A 1430-nucleotide genomic window follows, 5' to 3' on the forward strand; every position below is an offset into this window, starting at 1 on the left:
TCTACGCCCGCGTCGCCCAGCGCCTCCTCGCCCTTGCCGCTGTGATCTGGCACAACTGGAAGATCAACAGCCCAGTCAAGAGGTCACTGATCGCCTACGACCACTGACCAAGGTTGGGAATTACTCATCTAGGTCAGATGGCGAGCACAGCCAGGGTGAGGCCGACGCCGTTGTAGCTTTGCGGCGGGCTGCCCAACGAACCCGCGCCGTACCCCAGACCGGTGCCTTGTATTCGAGTTGCACGAGTCCGCCGGGGTAGACATCCAACAGGGCGCCCGCCGGGCCGATCCGCGACGGCAGCCAATACGGCACGTGCACATGCACGTGGTGCGGGCCCCGCCGCGCGGGCACCACCGCACGACCCCAACCGCCAACCGGTACCTGGTAACCATCGATGACGAGCGTCGGCTTGAACAGCGCGAGCATGAACGCCAGCGGAAAGTACTGCGTGGTCAGCGCGATCCAGCCGAAGCCTTCGGGCGCCTGGGGGTAGCTCACGTGACCAGCGTCAGCGGTATTTGATCATCAAGGCCATGCCGATGATGCTCACCAGCCAGATGCCGGCGATGAACAGCGTCAACCGGTCCAGGTTCTTCTCCACCACCGTCGAACCGGACAGGCTCGATTGCACGCCACCGCCGAACAACGTCGACAGGCCGCCGCCCTTGGCACGGTGCAGCAGCACCAGCAACACCACCAGCACGCTGGTGACCACCAGGGTGATCTGCAGGGCCAATTCCATGCCCGGCAGCCTACCAAGCTCCGGGCATGTCGCCCCGATCGCGATATGATGCCGATTGGTCCAGCGTTTCAATGCAGATCGGTGCTAGTCCGATTTGCCAGCGGGTGGTCGGAGAACACCATGTTGTTTGTGATCGCGACTCCAGAGATGCTCGCAGCGGCAACGACGGATTTGAGCAGTATCGGTTCGGCTATCAGCGCGGCGAATGCCGCGGCGGTGCTCAAAACGACGCGCCTGGTGGCGGCGGGCGCCGATGACGTGTCGGCGGCTATCGCTGCGGTGTTCGGTGTGCATGCCGAGGAATTTCAGGCGGTCAGCACGCAAGCCGCGGCCTTTCACAGCCAATTTGTTCAGGCCTTGAGCGCCGGCGCGGGCTCGTACGCGAGCGCCGAGGCCGCCAGCGTGTCGCCCCTACAGACGGCGGTGCAAGATGTGCTCAACGTGGTCAACGCGCCCACCCAAACGCTGCTGGGGCGCCCGCTGATTGGCAACGGCGCCGACGGGACGCTACCGGGGCAGTCCGGCGGGGCGGGCGGGTTGTTGTTCGGCAATGGCGGTAACGGCGCGGCGGGCAACGCCGGCCAACCCGGTGGCGGTGGCGGCGCGGCGGGGTTGCTCGGCAATGGTGGCGCCGGCGGACAGGGCGGTGCCGGCGCCGCCGGTGGGGCCGGCGGAGCCGGCGGGATCC

3 protein-coding genes and 1 pseudogene are annotated in these 1430 nt (G+C 66.6%); 2 read left to right on the plus strand and 2 right to left on the minus strand.

Features of this window, described 5'->3' with window-relative positions; genetic code table 11:
- Positions 1-107: pseudogene (locus EET03_RS29680) on the plus strand (IS982 family transposase); the annotation flags it as partial.
- Positions 108-120: 13 nt separating this feature from the next.
- Here EET03_RS29680 and EET03_RS29685 read toward each other — a convergent pair.
- Both EET03_RS29685 and secG read right to left on the minus strand, forming a co-directional pair.
- Entirely contained in the window at positions 121-498 is a 378-nt protein-coding gene (locus EET03_RS29685) for a hypothetical protein (RefSeq protein WP_244232604.1), read from the minus strand.
- Between the two features lie 10 nt (positions 499-508).
- Complete coding sequence (secG, locus tag EET03_RS29690) at positions 509-742, minus strand: preprotein translocase subunit SecG (RefSeq protein ID WP_075542436.1); 234 nt, start codon at positions 740-742, stop codon at positions 509-511.
- A gap of 120 nt (positions 743-862) precedes the next feature.
- Here secG and EET03_RS29695 point away from each other — a divergent pair.
- A partial coding sequence (locus EET03_RS29695; RefSeq protein WP_136625796.1) for a PE family protein occupies positions 863-1430 on the plus strand: 568 nt, incomplete at its 3' end.

Origin of the sequence: Mycobacterium innocens, assembly GCF_900566055.1 — a bacterium.
GTDB classification, from domain to species: Bacteria; Actinomycetota; Actinomycetes; order Mycobacteriales; family Mycobacteriaceae; genus Mycobacterium; species Mycobacterium innocens.

Coding starts and splice junctions, on each gene's coding strand:
- secG (WP_075542436.1), bottom strand. CDS start 742: ATGGAATTGGCCCTGCAGATCACCCTGGTGGTCACCAGCGTGCTGGTG.